Annotated in this window: 19 protein-coding genes; 13 read left to right on the top strand and 6 right to left on the bottom strand. The window is 65.1% G+C overall.

Going from position 1 to position 15,667, the window contains the following annotated elements:
* Positions 1 to 9: 9 nt before the first annotated feature.
* Complete coding sequence (locus BRO63_RS17775) at positions 10 to 390, top strand: DCC1-like thiol-disulfide oxidoreductase family protein (RefSeq protein ID WP_013394373.1); 381 nt, start codon at positions 10 to 12, stop codon at positions 388 to 390.
* 45 nt (positions 391 to 435) lie between these two features.
* On the opposite strand, the gene BRO63_RS17780 is transcribed toward BRO63_RS17775, so the two are convergent.
* Positions 436 to 699 (bottom strand): hypothetical protein, encoded by a 264-nt coding sequence (locus tag BRO63_RS17780; protein WP_088141049.1) that lies wholly within the window; start codon positions 697 to 699, stop codon positions 436 to 438.
* Between the two features lie 122 nt (positions 700 to 821).
* Positions 822 to 1,541: a carbonic anhydrase gene (locus BRO63_RS17785; protein ID WP_088141113.1), complete on the bottom strand. Its 720-nt coding sequence runs from the start codon at positions 1,539 to 1,541 to the stop codon at positions 822 to 824.
* Positions 1,542 to 1,735: 194 nt separating this feature from the next.
* On the opposite strand from BRO63_RS17785, the gene BRO63_RS17790 reads away from it, so the two are divergent.
* From BRO63_RS17790 to BRO63_RS17800, 3 genes are all read left to right on the top strand, one after another.
* Positions 1,736 to 1,921 (top strand): hypothetical protein, encoded by a 186-nt coding sequence (locus BRO63_RS17790; protein ID WP_088141050.1) that lies wholly within the window; start codon positions 1,736 to 1,738, stop codon positions 1,919 to 1,921.
* A gap of 155 nt (positions 1,922 to 2,076) precedes the next feature.
* Positions 2,077 to 2,577 (top strand): hypothetical protein, encoded by a 501-nt coding sequence (locus tag BRO63_RS17795; RefSeq protein ID WP_256943341.1) that lies wholly within the window; start codon positions 2,077 to 2,079, stop codon positions 2,575 to 2,577.
* A 2-nt stretch (positions 2,578 to 2,579) separates the two neighbouring features.
* Entirely contained in the window at positions 2,580 to 3,179 is a 600-nt protein-coding gene (locus BRO63_RS17800; protein ID WP_088141051.1) for an OmpA family protein, read from the top strand.
* A 29-nt stretch (positions 3,180 to 3,208) separates the two neighbouring features.
* On the opposite strand, the gene BRO63_RS17805 is transcribed toward BRO63_RS17800, so the two are convergent.
* The 3 genes from BRO63_RS17805 to BRO63_RS17815 are packed head-to-tail and all read right to left on the bottom strand — an operon-like array spanning position 3,209 to position 5,722.
* Positions 3,209 to 3,718 carry a RidA family protein gene (locus BRO63_RS17805; RefSeq protein WP_088141052.1) on the bottom strand — a complete coding sequence of 170 codons (510 nt, stop codon included), beginning with the start codon at positions 3,716 to 3,718 and terminating at the stop codon, positions 3,209 to 3,211.
* Complete coding sequence (locus BRO63_RS17810) at positions 3,718 to 4,689, bottom strand: Bug family tripartite tricarboxylate transporter substrate binding protein (RefSeq protein WP_179215137.1); 972 nt, start codon at positions 4,687 to 4,689, stop codon at positions 3,718 to 3,720. The genes BRO63_RS17805 and BRO63_RS17810 overlap by 1 nt, the downstream gene beginning before the upstream one ends.
* 25 nt (positions 4,690 to 4,714) lie before the next feature.
* Positions 4,715 to 5,722 carry a membrane dipeptidase gene (locus BRO63_RS17815; protein WP_088141054.1) on the bottom strand — a complete coding sequence of 336 codons (1,008 nt, stop codon included), beginning with the start codon at positions 5,720 to 5,722 and terminating at the stop codon, positions 4,715 to 4,717.
* Positions 5,723 to 5,820: 98 nt separating this feature from the next.
* Here BRO63_RS17815 and BRO63_RS17820 point away from each other — a divergent pair, with 98 nt between their 5' ends.
* The 3 genes from BRO63_RS17820 (at position 5,821) to BRO63_RS17830 (ending at position 7,442) form a co-directional block, all read left to right on the top strand.
* Positions 5,821 to 6,702 carry a LysR family transcriptional regulator gene (locus BRO63_RS17820; protein ID WP_088141055.1) on the top strand — a complete coding sequence of 294 codons (882 nt, stop codon included), beginning with the start codon at positions 5,821 to 5,823 and terminating at the stop codon, positions 6,700 to 6,702.
* Positions 6,703 to 6,718: 16 nt separating this feature from the next.
* Positions 6,719 to 6,928, top strand: coding sequence for a DUF7661 family protein (locus BRO63_RS17825; protein ID WP_088141056.1), 210 nt, complete (start codon positions 6,719 to 6,721; stop codon positions 6,926 to 6,928).
* A 283-nt stretch (positions 6,929 to 7,211) separates the two neighbouring features.
* Entirely contained in the window at positions 7,212 to 7,442 is a 231-nt protein-coding gene (locus BRO63_RS17830) for a hypothetical protein (protein WP_088141057.1), read from the top strand.
* A 94-nt stretch (positions 7,443 to 7,536) separates the two neighbouring features.
* Here BRO63_RS17830 and BRO63_RS17835 read toward each other — a convergent pair whose 3' ends face one another.
* Positions 7,537 to 9,006 carry a hypothetical protein gene (locus BRO63_RS17835; protein WP_088141058.1) on the bottom strand — a complete coding sequence of 490 codons (1,470 nt, stop codon included), beginning with the start codon at positions 9,004 to 9,006 and terminating at the stop codon, positions 7,537 to 7,539.
* Between the two features lie 296 nt (positions 9,007 to 9,302).
* On the opposite strand from BRO63_RS17835, the gene BRO63_RS17840 reads away from it, so the two are divergent.
* From BRO63_RS17840 to BRO63_RS17865, 6 genes are read left to right on the top strand one after another with little or no spacing between them, the layout of a single operon-like run.
* The gene (locus BRO63_RS17840) at positions 9,303 to 10,280 is read left to right on the top strand and encodes a LysR family transcriptional regulator (RefSeq protein WP_088141059.1); all 978 of its coding nucleotides are present in this window, start codon (positions 9,303 to 9,305) and stop codon (positions 10,278 to 10,280) included.
* Entirely contained in the window at positions 10,277 to 11,740 is a 1,464-nt protein-coding gene (locus tag BRO63_RS17845) for a flavin-containing monooxygenase (RefSeq protein ID WP_088141060.1), read from the top strand. The genes BRO63_RS17840 and BRO63_RS17845 overlap by 4 nt, the downstream gene beginning before the upstream one ends.
* Entirely contained in the window at positions 11,737 to 12,711 is a 975-nt protein-coding gene (locus BRO63_RS17850) for an ABC transporter permease (protein ID WP_088141061.1), read from the top strand. The genes BRO63_RS17845 and BRO63_RS17850 overlap by 4 nt, the downstream gene beginning before the upstream one ends.
* Positions 12,708 to 13,622 (top strand): ABC transporter permease, encoded by a 915-nt coding sequence (locus BRO63_RS17855; protein WP_088141062.1) that lies wholly within the window; start codon positions 12,708 to 12,710, stop codon positions 13,620 to 13,622. Before BRO63_RS17850 ends, BRO63_RS17855 begins: the two co-directional genes overlap by 4 nt.
* Positions 13,619 to 14,626 carry an ABC transporter ATP-binding protein gene (locus BRO63_RS17860; protein ID WP_088141063.1) on the top strand — a complete coding sequence of 336 codons (1,008 nt, stop codon included), beginning with the start codon at positions 13,619 to 13,621 and terminating at the stop codon, positions 14,624 to 14,626. The genes BRO63_RS17855 and BRO63_RS17860 overlap by 4 nt, the downstream gene beginning before the upstream one ends.
* Entirely contained in the window at positions 14,623 to 15,636 is a 1,014-nt protein-coding gene (locus tag BRO63_RS17865) for an ABC transporter ATP-binding protein (RefSeq protein ID WP_054456312.1), read from the top strand. Before BRO63_RS17860 ends, BRO63_RS17865 begins: the two co-directional genes overlap by 4 nt.
* The last annotated feature ends 31 nt before the right edge of the window (positions 15,637 to 15,667 follow it).

Here is a 15,667-nt window from a genome sequence, read left to right on the forward strand (position 1 = left end):
CGGTGCATCATGGCCATCGCCAAGAACTTCCTGCTCTACGACGGAGACTGCCCTTTCTGCTCGAACTACGTGCGGATGCTGCAATTGCAGAAGGCCGTCGGCCCCATCGATCTGCTGAACATGCGCGACCATCCCGACCTGGCGGTGGCCTACAAGGCGCAGGGCTACGACCTGAACCAGGGCATGCTGCTGCACCTGGATGGCCAGGACTACTGGGGCGCGGACTGCATCAACCGGTTGGCGCTCATCAGCACCGGCAACGATCTGTTCAACAGCGTCAACGCGGCCGTGTTCCGCAACCCCTGCCTGTCGACCGCGCTCTACCCCTTCATGCGCACGGGGCGCAGCCTGGCGCTGACGCTGCTGGGCAAGAAGAAGATGCAGATGTAGACGCGCCGGGCGCCTGCAGAATGGCGCCCGCGTCGGAACCGTTTGCTAGGCGACGCGCACCGCTCTTGCAACCTCGGCGACGGCCTCCAACGGCGCATCCGCGCCGCAGCGCCGCCACCCCGACGTCGGGTCGCGCTTGTCGTAGAGATAATCCCAATCGGTGCCACACGTCGCACAGGTGTACGCCTCGTGTTGCACGCCACGCTGCTGGCCGGTCGACCGCACCACGCCCAGGCTGATCAGGTTCTCATGCCCGGGCGCATCGCGCCGGTTCGCGACGATAGCCTCGCATTTTTCGCACGCCGCCATGGCCCTTCCCCTTTCAGTATCCTTTCATCGGATATTACGAAGGGAAAAACGCTTAAAGCTCAGCAATTCTCACCATGCCGGGGCCGGCCGGCGCTGGCGTTCTGGCGGCCCCGGCGCTGGCGTCAGACCAAGGTCACCTTGCCCGTGGCCAGGCTGTACACGCCGCCGACCACTCCCAGCTTCTTCTGCTGCACCATCTCCTGCAACAGCGGCTGCGCGGTTTTCAGGCGTTCGACCGCCAGACGCACATTCGCCTGCACGGCAGCCGACATCAGATCCCTTGCTCCCGACTTGCTCGCGATTTCGACTGCGGGCTTGATCGCGTTCACCAGCGAGGGCAGATGGCCAGGGAATTCCGTCTTGTCCTGCCACGCCTTCACCGTCGCATCCACGGCGCCGCAGTTGTCGTGGCCCAGCACCAGGATGAGCGGCGCGCGCAGGACCAGCGTGCCGTACTCCAGGCTGGCCAGGCCGTCTTCGTTCACGAAGTTACCGGCCACCCGCACGATGAACAGGTCGCCCGGCCCCTGATCGAAAGCCAGTTCCGGCGCCACCCGCGAGTCCGAACAGCCCAGGATGGCGGCGATGGGTTTTTGCTTCACGGCGCGGGCGGCACGTCCCGCGGAATAGTCCCGCATGTTCGGCTTGTTGGCGGCGTAGCGGGCGTTGCCGGCCATCAGGCGCTTCAAGGCCTCGTCGGGCCCGATATCGTTGCTTGGCACGGCGGCACGCGCGTCGCCCGACCAGCCCGAGGCGCCGGACGCGGCGATCGCGGCGGCGCCGAACAGCAATCGGCGGCGGTTGAAATGGGGGGGATTGGCGAAAGAGGAACAGTCGCACATGAAGCTCTCCTGAAAGAAGAACATCTAGGAAACCAGCGCAGGATCATTGTGCTGCCGCAGTGCCTGCAACGGCTCAAACATTGCGCTGCGGCAATCAAAAAAAGGCGCCGTCGCCGCCGCTTGAGAAACGTGGATGAGGGGCGTAATGTGGAAAAGCGGCATATGCCGCGTCACCTGTTTGATAGGTACGCACCATGACGCCCAACACTCCCCACCCGAATCCCGCCCACCCCGCGCCGGAAGCGCATGCCGACAAGGAACGCGCCCGCTCCGACCATCAGCACGAGGAAGCCCGGCGCAAGGCCCTGGTCGGCTCGCAGCACAAGGAAAACGTCCGCAGCGTCGCCGCGCCGCGCTACCACGGGCACCGCGGCGGATGAAGCTCCCGCCGGCTAGATTCCGTAACGTCTTGGAAAAACATCGAACTGAAATAAGCGCCTGAAAGTTGGACCATCTTGCGTTGGACTTTGGACGGGACCGAAAGGATGAGTCCCGGTCCGCACGCCCTGCCCTGAATGGTTTTCAACGACAAAGGATGCTTATCGTGATTCCGATCAGAAAGACAGCCGCCGCCTGTGCCCTGGGTTGGGGCATGCTGGCGGCGGTAGCCGGCCAGACCGTTTTTGCCCAAGCCCAGGCCGATGCTCCCGCGCCACTGGCCACCGGCCTGACCGATTCCGGCAGCGCCGAAGGCCAGGTGATAGAAGCGGTGCGCAACGGCGACATCCTGTCCATCAAGGTACGGTTCAAGCCCGTCGTCATGGGCAAGACGGAGATGCTCTATCCGCAGATCAGCAAGAGCGACTATGAAAACAGCTTCTACGTGGTCGCCGGCAACAAGAAGCATCTGCTGCTGAGAGACAGCAACGACAAGCCGCTGACCAATCCCAAACTGATGATCCGGACCGAGAAGGACGCCCCGATCGCCGGCTCCTGGCAGGGGAAGTTTCCCGCCCCGCCCAAAGAGATCAAAGAGGTCTCGCTGACGATACCTGGCGTCGAGACCTTCGACGCCATCAAGATCACCGACCGCTAGCCATGGCCGGCCACCCGGGCACGTCCACTCTGCTGGCCGCGGCGTTGCTCGCCGCCGCCAGCGGCTCCATGGCGCAGGAGCCCCCCTACAAGGCCGAGATCCTGGATCTGCAGGCCACCATCCTGGACCTGAAGGGATTGCCTTCCGATGCCAGCGGCGGCATATCGGACCTGAACGCGCAGATCGACGGACTGGCCGCGCGCCACGACGGCCTGTCGGTGCGGCAGGACAAGCATGCCGTGACCGTCGCCATGCTGGGCGATGTGCTGTTCGATTTCGACAAGACCGCGATACGCCCGGCCGCCGAGCCTACGTTGCGGGACATCGCCAGCCTGATCAAATCCAGTTCGGCCGGCACCGTCGGCATCGAAGGCCACACTGACTCCAAGGGCTCGGCCTCGTACAACAAGGATCTGTCATTGCGCCGCGCGCAGGCGGTGGCGCAATGGCTGGCGAGTCATGGCGTGGACAAGTCGCGGCTGACCGTCAAGGGGTACGGCGATACCCAGCCGATCCAGTCGAACCGGCTGGCCAATGGTGCGGACAATCCGCAAGGACGGGCGCAGAACCGGCGGGTGGAGTTCGTGCTGCCCAAGCGCTGAGCAAGCCCTGCGCGGGGCCGGCAGCGGCGTCAGCTGGCCGGCATACGCGAGGAGTCCGCAGCCGCCAGGGCCACGTCCATGCTGACCAGCACCGGCGCATTGCGCGGCAGCTCGTGCACGCCGATGACCGAACGCGGATGCTCGCCCTGGCGGCCGAAGATCGCGACCAGCAGTTCCGATCCGGTATCGGCAATGGCAGAAAGCCGCGTGCTGGCGCGCTCGCCCACCTGGAAGAAGTAGTTGACGCGCAATACCTGCTCCACCGCATCCAGGCTGCCCTGCGCGTGGTGGGCCACCCACGACAGCGCATGCAACACGCACAGGCGCACGGCCTCGCGCGCCTGTGCTTCGCCGACCTGCTCGCCAACCGTGCCTTGCACCAGCAACTGGTCCGCGCTGAGCTTCGGAATCTGCCCCGCGACGTACACCGTGCTGCCGTGGCGCAGCGCCGGCAGATAGGCATAGTGCGTCGGCGTAGGCTGGGGCAAGGCCAGGCCCAGGGCCTGCAAACGCCCATCGGCTCCGGTCAGGATGCTCATCACAAACTGCCGGGCAGGAAGTTGACTTGCTTGGCCAGCGTCGCCCAGCGCTTGTTCTCGGCCGCGACGAAATCGGTAAAGACCTGGGCCAAACCGCCCTTGGTGCTTACCCCCTGCTCCTTCAGGCGCGAGGCCACTTCGGGCGACTGCAAGGCCCGGTTGAAATCCTCGTTGAGTTTCTTGACGACGGCCTCGGGCGTACCGGCCGGGGCGACGATGCCCTGCCACGAAGTGATGTCCATATCCACCAGGCCGACTTCCTTGTAGCTGGGAATGTCCGGCGCTGAATCTATCCGTTCGGACGACGTCACCGCCAGAGCCCGCAGCTTGCCAGCCTGGACGTGGGGCAGCAAGGTGATCACCGGATCCAGGATCAGGCTGATATGTCCGCCCAGCAGATCGTTGATGGCGGGCGCGCTGCCCTTGTAGGGGATGTGGGCCATGCGGATGCCCGCGCGCTGCTTGAACAGTTCGCCGGCCAGAAAGGTCGAGCTGGACGCCGAACCGAAGGTCAGCGTGTCCGGCTTGTCCTTGGCATAGGCGATGAACTCCTTCATCGTCTTGGCTGGCACGGCGTTGCCGGTGGCGATGATATAGGGCTGGTCGGCCAGCAGGATCACAGGAGCGAAATCCCGCGTGGCGGAATACGGCAGGCTGCTGTACTGCAGTTCATTGATCGACATGATGGGCAGGTTGGCCAACAGCAGCGTGTAGCCGTCGGCCGGCGCGCGGGCCACGAACTCGGCCCCGATGATGCCGCTGGCGCCGGGCTTGTTCACCACCAGCACGGGCTGCTTGACGTCCTGGCCCAGCTTTTGCGCGACAGTGCGCACGACCAGATCGGCCACGCCGCCCGGCGGGAACGGCACGACGATCTGTATGCTTTTGTTGGGAAAGTCCTGCGCGCTGGCGTTGCAGACGGCGCCCAGCGCCAGCGTGGCGCACGCAAGGATGCGAATGGCGTTCTTCATGTATGTGCTCCGAGGTTGCGACCGTTCAGGGCTTGCGGGTAGTAGTGGCTTGCGGGCCGAAGCTTGCATCGAAGAAGCGCATCCAGTTGCCGCCCATCAATAGCGCCACCTCGTCCGCTGAAAACCCCGTGGCGCGCAAGCCCTGTTCGATGTTCTTGAAATCCCGGCTGTCCTGGAACCAGCCGGGCTGCGGCGGAAACCCCGGCTGCGCGGCCGAGCCTTCGCCGTAGTCGATGTTCTTGGTATAGCGGCCCGTGCGCATCCACTGGACCACCGAGTCCGGCTGGTCCTGGCACAGGTCCGAACCCAGGCCCAGGTGCTCCACCCCCACCAGATCCGCGGTGCGCGCCACCATGGCGCAGAAGTCGTCCAAGGTACAGGCCGATTTGTTCTTGAGGTGATGCGGATACAGCGAAAAGCCGAACATGCCGCCCGCGCCAGCCAGCGCCTTGAGCACCGTGTCCGACTTGTTGCGCAGCGCCTGCGCCCATGAATGCGGATTGGCGTGACTGATGGTGATGGGCCGCTCGGACAGTTCTATCGCCTCCAGCGTGGAACGTTCGCCCGAATGGCTCATGTCGATGACCAGCCCGACCCGGTTCATTTCCTTGATCACTTCGCGCCCCATGCGGGTGACGCCGCTGTCGACCGCTTCATAACAGCCCGCAGCCAGCAAGGACTGGTTGTTATAGGTCAGCTGCATGAAGCGCACGCCCAGCGTGTGCACCACCTCGACCAGGCCGATGTCGTCTTCGATGGGTGACGGGTTCTGCAGCCCGAAAATGATCGCGGTGCGGTCGGCCTCGCGGGCGCGCCTGACGTCGTCGCCACTGCGCGCCTGCACGATCAGGTCGGGATAGCGCTCGAACCACCGGTTCCAGCGTTCGATGTTGTGGATCATCTCGCGCAGGTTCTCGTGATAAGCGATGGTGACGTGGACCGCGTCCACGCCGCCTTCACGCAGCTGGCGGAATATCTTCTCGGACCAGTTGCTGTATTGCAGTCCGTCGACGCGTAAGGCGCTTGCGCTCATTGCTTGCTTCCTTGAATGGCAGTGAGCGGTACTGTAGATTTCCGGCCAGAATTCAGTCAAACTAAAATAACTTCGTTCCATTTAATATTTTCTTAAATATGAAACTCGAGCATCTGCGCATGTTCATGGCCGTGGTCGATGCTGGCGAACTGGCGCAGGCCGGTGACCGCGTCGGCCGTACGCCGGCGGCGCTTTCCATGACCTTGAAGCAGCTGGAGTCGGAGCTGGGCGGCCCCTTGTTCGAAGGCGAACGCAAGATCCGCTTGTCTCCCCTGGGCCTTTATGTCCGCGCGCAGGCGCAGCGGGCCATTGCGGAATTCGACTCGGCCGTGGCCCACATGGTCCGCTATGCCAGCGGCGCGCTGGGAACGGCCAAGGTGGCCGCCGTGCCCTCGGCGGCCATCCGGCTGTTGCCCCAGGTCATCGGCTTGATGCGCAGGCAGTATCCGCAGGTACGGGTCGACCTGCGCGACATAGACTCGGCCGCGGTGGGCAAGGCGGTGGCCGATGGCGAGGTCGATTTCGGCATAGCCACGCTGCCGGCGCCCCTGCCCGGCATCGTGACCGAACCCCTGTTCGAAGACCGTTTCGTGCTGGTGTGTCCGGCCGGGCACCGCCTGACGAAGCTGCGGCGCGAGGCGCGCTGGCGCGATATCGACGCCGCGGAGTTCATTGCAAACGGCTTGTGCGCCCGGTTTGACTCCCCGGAAGTGGCCGCGTTGGTGGAAGCCTCGCTGCTGACGGTGCGCAATACCACATCCTTGCTGACCTTTGTCGAACAAGGCTTCGGCGTCACCATCCTGCCGGCGCTGGCGGTCACGGCTAGCGCAAAATTGGCGATCGTACCCCTGGCCGACCAAAGCGCCGTCCGCAGCCTGGAAGTACTGACCCGCGGCGGCGAGACGCTCAGCCCGGCCGCTCAAGCGCTATTGGGACTCACGCGCAGCATGGCTGCCGAGCTGGCACTGGCCTGGTCATGATTTTTTCGGGACATCGATGAAATTCGACATCTACGGCAGGTTTCAGCTCGACATCCAGCGCGAGGGCGCGGCGTGGACGGCGTACCGTTCGGACGCCGGCAAACGCGTACGTGCTGCGGACATTGCCATTCCTGCCGATGTGCCCGCAGACGGGCTGGCCGAATATCTGGATGACATCTATCACGAGTTGTCCGGTCCGGGCGACCGGATTGAGCGTATCGGCTAGGGCAGCCGGACTACTCCTCTTCACCGTAGCCGAAAGGCCAACGGCGCTTGTTCGGCTCGGGCGCGGGTTGCTGACTGTGCATGACGGGCTCCTGAGGTTCGATGGACGAATACTACCGGCATCCGCCAAATCGAACTGCAAAGGTTCGCAAAGATCGCGGCAATCATGCCGCAAGAGCCCCATCCGTGTTTCTAACACAAGGTAGACGCAGCCCGCATCGGGGCTAGAACGTATGCCATTTCCTGGACCGGCGCGTAGGATTGAAGCCGTACGGGAGAGCGCCATGCCAGATTCCAGCTGGATTTGCGGCAGCGAGCCGCCGAATCGCCAGGGATTCTTCGAGACGGAATTCAATACTGGCCAGACCGAAGTCACGATGTACTCCGTATTGGGCTGGATGCCGCCAGCGCATCGCGGATACGTGGTCAGGTGGCGCTCGCTGGAACCGGCGGTGGAACAGGCAGAGATCGAACGTTATCTGTATTACCGGCGCGAGGGGCGCGGGCATTCTTGAAGTAGTGGAGAATTGCCATGGTCCCCATGAAGAAAGAACGCCCACCGCGTCCGCATGCGGACGCAACCCGCCGTGGCGGGTCCCGTCTTGAAGCCTAACGGCTCAGCACAAACAACGCCGGAAGAGCCGTGTATTCGACACGAATCGAGTCGCCTGGAGACAGCTCATACATGCCATTCGTGGCGGGTAAAGGTAGCGCCGCCCCGTTACGCACGATAGCGACCCCGGTAATGATCCCGGGAACAATTGCCACGCTCTGGTCATTGCCAGCCGTATTCGTGTAGGTAAAGGGCGAAGCTCCTACCGTCAATTGCCGCAGAGTCGGTGGCGCGTTGTGCTGAAGCCCAGTCCCCACGTTGGTCAAGTCGCGGAATCGCGTTTTCGTGCCTGCGTCGGCGGGAAACGCGCTTCCTCCTGTTCTGTTGTACTTGAAACCAGACAGAAGCGTCCGGCTCGCCGGCGCCAACACCTCTATCGTTTGATGCAGGCCAGCAACCACTTGATTGTCGCTACCCGCCGCAATCGATATCTTTTTCAGCGTATCGCAACTGATGAACTCGTTGTTGGAACCCTCGCAGAGGATGTCGTGGTTCCCGTTCTCTTCGAAATCAATGGAAAAGAACTTGTTCTGGATGGCATTGAGCGTCAGTTGGGCGCCAATGTTTGGGCAGGCTTCCATGGTTCCGCCGATAAAGGTGTTTCCCATGGCTCCGTCGAGCAGCACGCCGATGGGGGCTCCCTCCAGAACAGGATTCAGGAATGTGCAGTAGCTCGTCTGGCCCCCTGGCTCATGTTGCGTTATGTATAGGCAATGGGTGGGAGGGTTGTACCAGCCGCCGTCGTTGCCTGACGCCCGGAGCTTGAACAGGGTGCAGACGCAGCCTGAGATATAGATTGCCGAATATCCGTTGCCGGCGCCGCGGGAGACGATTTGAATTTCAGAGACGTGGACCGACTTGATCAAGACGCCAATAGCGCTGTTTGCATTTGGGAAAACACGGAAATCCCCCTCAATCGACATTCCACGAACCCCGCCCGCAATGTAGGAACCATCGCAAAGGAACGACGTGTCCGTGCCGGTGTTGATCAGCCAGACCTCTCCCTCGGCAATCATGCGCAGGCCCAGAATCGCCCAGTTGGGACCCTGCGAGTAAACATACCTACCCGCGGGCCAGGTCACTTGCACCACGTTTCCGGATGCGGTTTTGGCTGCTACCCAGGCTCGCAGCTTGGTCAATGCTGCTGCATTGTCACGCGCGCCATCGCCGATCACGCCAAAGTCGCATACGCTGATCGAGATGTTGGGCACCAACTTCCAGCGGTCGCCGTTATTGCCCACAATCACCGTACCGCCGTTATCCGCGCTGGCCGTGTCTGTCTGGTCGTACTGGTAGAACGATTCCGGCTTGTCACGGCGCGAATAGTATCCAACGGCGACGACATACGGATTCACAGAACCAAGCTGCTCACGCAGTTCCGCAACGGTCTGGACCACCAGGCCCGCGCCAGCGGCCAGGGCCAATCCCTGATCGGAATTCGTATTGCCGGGGGTAAGACTGTTCATTAGTGCACCTCTCCACGCTACGTTGTTGATGGAACTCCCTTGGAGTCATGCGAATTTAGACCGCATAGACTGCTGCACGCCTGCCACTGCCGAGCCTGAGCCCCGGCCGGCCTCCTTCCCTGCCCCGCCCTCCAGCCGCCGACGCCGAGATCTTCCGGTCGCAAGCCCTTGAAATAACTAGCAGTTATGAAATTCCCTGAGGAAAACCCCATCAGGGAATTTACTTATGCTCTTTAATTATTTGCAAAGCGCATACTTGCCGGGCAAGAATTCGTCCTTGGCATAGATCAATACAGATGGAACTTCGTCAACTCGAGGCCTTCGCGGCCGTCATGTCCACGGGCAGCGTCACTGCTGCCGGCCGGCTGTTGGGACGCTCCCAGCCGGCGATCAGCCGGTTGTTGCAGGAACTGGAAGCCGAAATCGGCTATCCCTTGTTTGCGCGCAGCGGCCCACGCGTGACGCCCACCGAGCAGGGCTTCCTGCTGTATGACGATGTCGAGCGCGCGCTGGCGGGCATGCAGCAGATCCGCAGCCGCGCCGATGAAATCGCCCGCGGCCAGGCCCAGCCGCTGCTGATGGCCGCCACCTCCGCCCTGGCGGCGGGCCTGGTGCCCGACGCGCTCAAGCGCATCGAAGACCGCATCGGCGCCGCGCGCATCCAGCTGCGTAGCGCCTCGCCCGAACGCGTGGTGCACGCCGTGCTGTCGGGCGCCGCGCAACTGGGCGCGACCAGCCTGCCGCTGGAGCATCGCGGCCTGACGGTGCATTGGATCGGGCAAGCGCCCTGTGTGGTCGCGTTGCCGGAAAACGATCCGCTGGCCGAGCAGGCGGTGGTGCCGGTGGCCGCGCTGGCCGGACGCCGCATGATCACGATGGCCAATCCCTACCGCCTGCGCCGCCGCCTCGACGCCGCGCTGGCGCAGAACGCCCAGGCGCTGGGCACCATGGAAACCAATTCGTCCGTCAACGCCCTGGCCGCCGTGCGCGCCGGACTGGGCGTGTCGGTGCTGGAACCGATCACCGCCTACGGCGCCCCCATGCCGGGCGTGGCGATCCGTCCCATCGACCTGGACATTCCCTTTTTCTTCGGGGTCATCACCCCGCAGTCGCAAACGCTGACGCCGGCCTGCCAGGCCATGGCGGACGCGCTCGCCCAAGCCGCCGCGGCCCTGCTGCCCGGCTTCGCCCTGCACGACGCCGCCGAGCATTCGGCCCTGCTGCAGTCGATCTATGGCGACGACGCCCCTCTTACGGAATCCCCTGCTATATGAATCAGCCTGTCGCCACCCCGCCGCAAGGCCTAGCCGCGCTGGAAGCGCGCCTGCGGCAAGACCTGTCCTGGCTGGAAATCCCCGCCAAGAACTGGGTCACGCCGCGCCTCGTCGACGGCCAGCCGGTGCTGGACGTGGCCGTCATCGGCGGCGGCATGGCCGGCCTGGCCGCGGCCGCCTCGCTCAAGCACCTGGGCATCAACGCCCCGATCTTCGACCAGGCGCCCGAGGGCTACGAAGGCCCCTGGGCCACCACCGCCCGCATGGAAACCCTGCGTTCGCCCAAGCAGTTGACCGGCCCCGCGCTGGGCCTGCCGGCGCTGACCTTCCGCGCCTGGTTCGAGGCGCAGTTCGGTGCTGACGCCTGGGAAGCGCTGGACAAGATTCCGCGCCTGCAATGGATGGACTACCTGCGCTGGTACCGCCGCGCGCTGGACCTGGACCTGAGGAACGAGCACCGCATCCTGGCCGTGCTGCCGCGCGCCGACCAGCTGGTGCAGCTGGACATCGAATCCCCCGCCGGACGCAGCACCGTGCTGGCGCGCCGCGTGGTGCTGGCCACCGGCCGCGACGGCCTGGGCGGCGCCTATGTGCCTGATTTTGCGCAGAAGCTGCCGCGCGACCGCTGGGCGCATTCGTCCGACGTGATGGACTACGGTACGCTTGCCGGCAAGCGCGTGGGCGTGGTGGGCGCGGGCGCGTCGGCCATGGACAGCGCGGGCACCGCGCTGGAAGCCGGCGCCGCCAGCGTCGACCTGCTGATCCGCCGCAACGACATTCCGCGCATCAACAAGGGCAAGGGCGCGGGCAACCCCGGCCTGACCCACGGCCACCTGACCCTGCCCGACGAATGGAAGTGGAAGATCCGCCACTACATCAACGCCGCCCAGGTGCCGCCGCCGCGCGGCAGCACGCTGCGCGTCTCGCGCCACCCCAACGCCCGCTTCAACCTGGGCGCGGGCGTGCAGGACCTGGCGCTGGTCGACGACGAGATCCACGTCACCACGCCCAAGGGCGTGTTCGTGCTGGACTTCCTGATCTTCTCTACGGGTTTCCGCATCGACTGGACCGTGCGTCCGGAGTTCGCCGCGCTGGCGCCGCACGTGCGCGCCTGGGGCGACCGCTACGTGCCGCCGGCCGGCGAAGAAGACCAGGAGCTGCACGACTCGCCCGACCTGGGCGCCGTGTTCGAATTGCAGGAAAAGACCCCGGGCGCCTGTCCCGGGCTGGACCGCGTGCATTGCTTCTCCTACCCCGCCGCGTTGACGCAGGGCACGATCTCGGGCGACATCCCTGCCATCAGCGAAGGCGCCAAACGCCTGGCGCAAGGCATCGCCGGCCTGTTCTACCGCGAGGACGTGGAGACGCACTACGCCAATATGGAAGCGTTCTCCGAGCCCGAGGTGTTCGGCGACGAATGGACGCCGGCCCCGGCCCCGCAAGCGGAGACCGCGCAATGACGGGCTGGTTGCTGCGCCGCATCGCGCAAGCCGCGGTGGTGGTCTTCCTGATGACGCTGATCGTCTTCGTGGGCCTGCACGCCATCGGCAATCCGGTGGACATCCTGATCGGCCAGGACGTGGACCAGGTGGACCGCGCCCGCATCATCGCCGAGCTGGGCTTCGACAAACCTCTGTGGGAACAGTACCTGGGGTTCCTGAACGGCGCCCTGCACGGCAATCTGGGCAACAGCTTCGTCTACAACATCCCCGCCATCGAGCTGGTCATCCAGCGCCTGCCGGCGACTTTCGAACTGGCCATCGCCGCGATGATGCTGGCCGTGGTGGTGGGCCTGCCGCTGGGCCTGTACGCCGGCCTGTATCCCGATAGCCGTTTCGCCAAGATGATCATGGCGGGCAGCATCGTCGGCTTCTCGCTGCCGACGTTCTGGATCGCGCTGATGCTGATCATGACCTTCAGCGTGTCGCTGGGCTGGCTGCCGGCCAGCGGCCGCGGCGAAACCGTGGAGTTCCTGGGCTTCCAATGGTCCTGGCTGACGGCCGACGGCTGGCGCCACCTGATCCTGCCGGCGTTCAACCTGTCGCTGTTCAAGATATCCCTGGTGATCCGCCTGACCCGCGCCGGCGTGCGCGACGTGCTGCCGCTGGACTTCGTGAAGTTCGCGCGCGCCAAGGGCCTGTCGCCCATGCGCGTGGTCTGTGTGCACGTGCTGCGCAACACCATGATCCCGCTGGTGACGGTGCTGGGCCTGGAGCTGGGCTCCACCATCGCCTTCGCCGTGGTCACGGAAAGCATCTTCGCCTGGCCCGGTGCCGGCAAGCTGATCCTGGACAGCCTGAACGCGCTGGACCGCCCCGTCATCGTGGCCTACCTGATCGTGGTGGTGTGCCTGTTCGTGACCCTGAACCTGATCGTGGACATTCTTTATAAAGTGCTGGACCCGCGGGTGCGGCTGGAGGCCTCGGCATGAGCGCCGTATCGACAAACCCCACTCCCGCGCTGCGCCGCGAATCGCCGTGGCGGCGCAACCTGGCCGAGTTCATGTCGTCGAAGACGGCGGTGCTGGGCCTGACCGTCGCCACGTTGCTGATCCTGGCCGCCATCCTGGCGCCCTGGATCGCGCCGCAGAATCCCTATGACCTGCTGCAGATCGACGTGCTGGACGCGCGCCTGCCGCCGGGCAGCATGAACGGCCTGGACACCTTCCACTACTGGCTGGGCACCGACGGCCAGGGCCGCGACCTGCTGTCCGGCATCCTGTACGGCCTGCGCATCAGCCTGATGGTGGGCGTGGGCTCGGCCGTCATCGCCGGCATCATCGGCACGCTGCTGGGCCTCTTGGCCGCCTACGCCGGCGGCAAGACCGACGCGATCATCATGCGTTTGGTCGACCTGATCCTGTCCTTCCCGTCCATCCTGGTGGCCATGATGATCCTGGCCTACCTGGGCAAGGGCGTGGGCAACGTGGTGCTGACGCTGGTGATCCTGGAGTGGGCCTACTACGCCCGCACCGCGCGCGGCCAGGCCCTGGTCGAGCGCCGCCGCGAATACGTGGAAGCCGCCCGCTGCCTGGACATCCCCAACTGGCGCATCATGTTGAAGCACATCCTGCCCAACTGCCTGCCGCCGCTGATCGTCATCGGCACTTTGCAGATCGCGCGCGCCATCACGCTGGAAGCCACCTTGAGCTTCCTGGGCCTGGGCGTGCCCGTAACCGAACCGTCACTGGGGCTGCTGATCTCCAACGGCTTCCAGACCATGCTGTCCGGCGAATACTGGATCAGCTTCTATCCCGGCATCGCGCTCTTGGTCACCATCGTGGCCATCAACCTGGTGGGCGACCGCCTGCGCGACGTGCTGAACCCGAGGACCCACAAATGAGCGCCGACCGCGACAACGCCGGCGCGCCGACGCTGGAGGTGCGCAACCTGCGCACCCACTTCCATACCCGCGCGGGCGTGCTGCCCGCCGTGGACGACGTTTCCTTCACGCTGGAACGCGGCAAGATCCTGGGCCTGGTCGGCGAGTCCGGCTCGGGCAAGTCCGTCACGGGCTTCTCCATCATGGGCCTGGTCGACGCCCCGGGCCGCATCGTCGGCGGCGAAGTCCTGTTCCAGGGCCGCGACCTGACCAAGCTGGCGCCGCGCGAGCTGCGCAAGCTGCAGGGCAACCGCATCGCCATGATCTTCCAGGATCCGATGATGACGCTGAACCCCGTGCTGCGGGTGGACGCGCAAATGATCGAGACCGTGCGCGCCCACAACAAGATGAGCGCGGCCCAGGCTCGCGCCCTGTCGCGCGACACCCTGGGCATGATGGGCATTCCCAGCCCCGAGGAACGGCTGCTGGCCTACCCGCATCAGCTGTCCGGCGGCATGCGCCAGCGCGTGGCCATCGCGATTGCCATGCTGCACCGGCCCGACCTGATCATCGCCGACGAACCCACCACCGCGCTGGACGTCACCATCCAGGCGCAGATCCTGTCCGAAGTGCAGAAGCTCGCACAGCAGCACGGCACCAGCCTGATCTGGATCACCCACGACCTGTCGGTGGTGGCCGGCCTGGCCGACGACGTGGCGGTGATGTACGCCGGCCGCATCGTCGAACACGGCACCGTCGACGACGTGCTGGACCGTCCGCAGCATCCCTACACCGTGGGCCTGATCGACAGCCTGCCCAGCAACAACCGGCGCGGCCAGCGCCTGCGCCAGATTCCCGGCATGACGCCCAACCTGCTCAACCTGCCCGCGGGCTGTGCCTTCGCGGCGCGCTGCTCGCGCGCCACCGCCGCCTGCGGCCAGCAGCCCGGCATCACCCAGGCCCTGCCCGAACACAAAGTGCGCTGCTTCCACCCCACGATCCAGACCAGCGAGGTAATGGCATGAGCGCGACCGCCCCTACCCCGCTGATTGATCTCAGCCAAGTCAGCAAGCGTTTCGGCGAACGCCCCACCGGCCCCGCGACGCGCGCCATGCAGCGCCTGGGCCTGTCCAAGCCGCCCGCCGTGACCCGCGCCGTCGACAACGTCGACCTGATCGTCAACCCCGGCGAAGTGGTCGGCCTGGTCGGCGAATCCGGCTGCGGCAAGTCCACGCTGGGCCGCATCGCAGCCGGCCTGCTCACGCCCTCCGGCGGCGAGATCCGCATCAATGGCGTGCGCCCGGCCGACATGAACTCGGCCCAGGCCCATGCCGCGCGCCTGCAAGTGCAGATGATCTTCCAGGACCCCTACGCCAGCCTCAACCCGCGCTTGCGCGTGGACGAGATCGTGGGCGAAGCGGCCCGCATCCACGGCCTGGTCGGCAACGGCGACTTCGACGACTACGTCAGCGCCCAGCTGGAACGCGCCGGCCTGGACCCGGCCCTGCGCCAGCGCTATCCGCACCAGTTCAGCGGCGGCCAGCGCCAGCGCATCGGCATCGCCCGCGCCCTGGCCGTGCAGCCCACCATGCTGGTGTGCGACGAGGCCGTGGCCGCGCTGGACGTGTCGATCCAGGCGCAGATCCTGAACCTTTTCATGGACCTGCGAGAAGACCTGGGATTGACCTATCTCTTCATCAGCCATGACCTGGGCGTGGTCGAGCACCTGTCCGACCGCGTCGTCATCATGTACCTGGGCCGCGTGGTGGAAACGGCCACGGTGGAAGAAGTCTTCCGCCACCCCAACCACCCGTACACGCAAGCCCTGCTGGCCGAGATTCCCAGCCTGAAGTCGCGCCACAAGACCTTTACCGCGATCAAGGGCGAGATCCCCAGCCCGCTGAATCCGCCCGGCGGCTGCCATTTCCATCCGCGCTGCCCGCATGCGATGCCGCGCTGCAAGACCGAGGTTCCCACCTTGAAGGGAATCGCCATCAACCACCTGAGCGCCTGTCACCTGAACGACATGGCGTGACCACGGCCGCCGCGCCGCGGCTCCCGAATTA

The sequence above is a fragment of the Achromobacter xylosoxidans genome, assembly GCF_002192695.1.
GTDB classification, from domain to species: Bacteria; Pseudomonadota; Gammaproteobacteria; order Burkholderiales; family Burkholderiaceae_B; genus Achromobacter; species Achromobacter xylosoxidans_C.

What these genes read in the sequence shown, in the direction of transcription:
- BRO63_RS17775 (WP_013394373.1), top strand. Translation starts at nt 10, where the DNA reads ATGGCCATCGCCAAGAACTTCCTGCTCTACGACGGAGACTGCCCTTTC.
- BRO63_RS17780 (WP_088141049.1), bottom strand. Translation starts at nt 699, where the DNA reads ATGGCGGCGTGCGAAAAATGCGAGGCTATCGTCGCGAACCGGCGCGAT.
- BRO63_RS17785 (WP_088141113.1), bottom strand. Translation starts at nt 1,541, where the DNA reads ATGTGCGACTGTTCCTCTTTCGCCAATCCCCCCCATTTCAACCGCCGC.
- BRO63_RS17790 (WP_088141050.1), top strand. Translation starts at nt 1,736, where the DNA reads ATGACGCCCAACACTCCCCACCCGAATCCCGCCCACCCCGCGCCGGAA.
- BRO63_RS17795 (WP_256943341.1), top strand. Translation starts at nt 2,077, where the DNA reads ATGCTTATCGTGATTCCGATCAGAAAGACAGCCGCCGCCTGTGCCCTG.
- BRO63_RS17800 (WP_088141051.1), top strand. Translation starts at nt 2,580, where the DNA reads ATGGCCGGCCACCCGGGCACGTCCACTCTGCTGGCCGCGGCGTTGCTC.
- BRO63_RS17805 (WP_088141052.1), bottom strand. Translation starts at nt 3,718, where the DNA reads ATGAGCATCCTGACCGGAGCCGATGGGCGTTTGCAGGCCCTGGGCCTG.
- BRO63_RS17810 (WP_179215137.1), bottom strand. Translation starts at nt 4,689, where the DNA reads ATGAAGAACGCCATTCGCATCCTTGCGTGCGCCACGCTGGCGCTGGGC.
- BRO63_RS17815 (WP_088141054.1), bottom strand. Translation starts at nt 5,722, where the DNA reads ATGAGCGCAAGCGCCTTACGCGTCGACGGACTGCAATACAGCAACTGG.
- BRO63_RS17820 (WP_088141055.1), top strand. Translation starts at nt 5,821, where the DNA reads ATGAAACTCGAGCATCTGCGCATGTTCATGGCCGTGGTCGATGCTGGC.
- BRO63_RS17825 (WP_088141056.1), top strand. Translation starts at nt 6,719, where the DNA reads ATGAAATTCGACATCTACGGCAGGTTTCAGCTCGACATCCAGCGCGAG.
- BRO63_RS17830 (WP_088141057.1), top strand. Translation starts at nt 7,212, where the DNA reads ATGCCAGATTCCAGCTGGATTTGCGGCAGCGAGCCGCCGAATCGCCAG.
- BRO63_RS17835 (WP_088141058.1), bottom strand. Translation starts at nt 9,006, where the DNA reads ATGAACAGTCTTACCCCCGGCAATACGAATTCCGATCAGGGATTGGCC.
- BRO63_RS17840 (WP_088141059.1), top strand. Translation starts at nt 9,303, where the DNA reads ATGGAACTTCGTCAACTCGAGGCCTTCGCGGCCGTCATGTCCACGGGC.
- BRO63_RS17845 (WP_088141060.1), top strand. Translation starts at nt 10,277, where the DNA reads ATGAATCAGCCTGTCGCCACCCCGCCGCAAGGCCTAGCCGCGCTGGAA.
- BRO63_RS17850 (WP_088141061.1), top strand. Translation starts at nt 11,737, where the DNA reads ATGACGGGCTGGTTGCTGCGCCGCATCGCGCAAGCCGCGGTGGTGGTC.
- BRO63_RS17855 (WP_088141062.1), top strand. Translation starts at nt 12,708, where the DNA reads ATGAGCGCCGTATCGACAAACCCCACTCCCGCGCTGCGCCGCGAATCG.
- BRO63_RS17860 (WP_088141063.1), top strand. Translation starts at nt 13,619, where the DNA reads ATGAGCGCCGACCGCGACAACGCCGGCGCGCCGACGCTGGAGGTGCGC.
- BRO63_RS17865 (WP_054456312.1), top strand. Translation starts at nt 14,623, where the DNA reads ATGAGCGCGACCGCCCCTACCCCGCTGATTGATCTCAGCCAAGTCAGC.